The following is a 501-nucleotide window of genomic DNA, read 5'->3' as shown; positions in this document are numbered from 1 at the left end:
ACAGCAGCACTCATACCCAGATCAGCATCAGCCTGACTCGTATAGTAACTTACCGTATAGGCTGATGAATCCTGACCGGCTAACGCCAAAGCATCTACTTCTTCAACTAAATTGAAACTAGCGCTAGCATCATTATCATCATCACACTCTTCTAAAGCTACATCGCTTAAATCGCCGATGCGAATGGTGTTGACTTTAATCTCAAAGCTTCCAGTAGTATAGCAGTCTGTTTTGTTAACATTTTCTATTCTTACAAAAATGGTCTCAGTTTCTAAACTTGGTGTGTAACCTGTTAAAGGAAGAGGGCTTGCATTATTATCTGCATCATCTTGTGAACCATGGTAAGAAATATTAAAATCTGCTGCATCTTGAGTGCCTAAAATAGTAGCGGTGTTTTCTTGTAAATCAAAACTGGCATCAGATAAAATCTCAACACAAACTACATTGTCTTCTGCCGGTACATCGTTAACAATACCACTATAAAAACCTGTTGCTGTAAAA

1 protein-coding gene is annotated in these 501 nt (G+C 38.3%); it reads right to left on the bottom strand.

Features of this window, described 5'->3' with window-relative positions:
• Positions 1-501 (bottom strand): FIDD domain-containing protein (locus KW502_RS15330; protein WP_500793364.1); only part of this gene is annotated, 501 nt, incomplete at both ends.

This window comes from Mesonia aestuariivivens (assembly GCF_019311235.1).
GTDB lineage: Bacteria > Bacteroidota > Bacteroidia > Flavobacteriales > Flavobacteriaceae > Mesonia > Mesonia aestuariivivens.
Note: the sequence above shows the minus strand (reverse complement) of the source record. Positions and strands in the feature narration are given on the sequence as shown.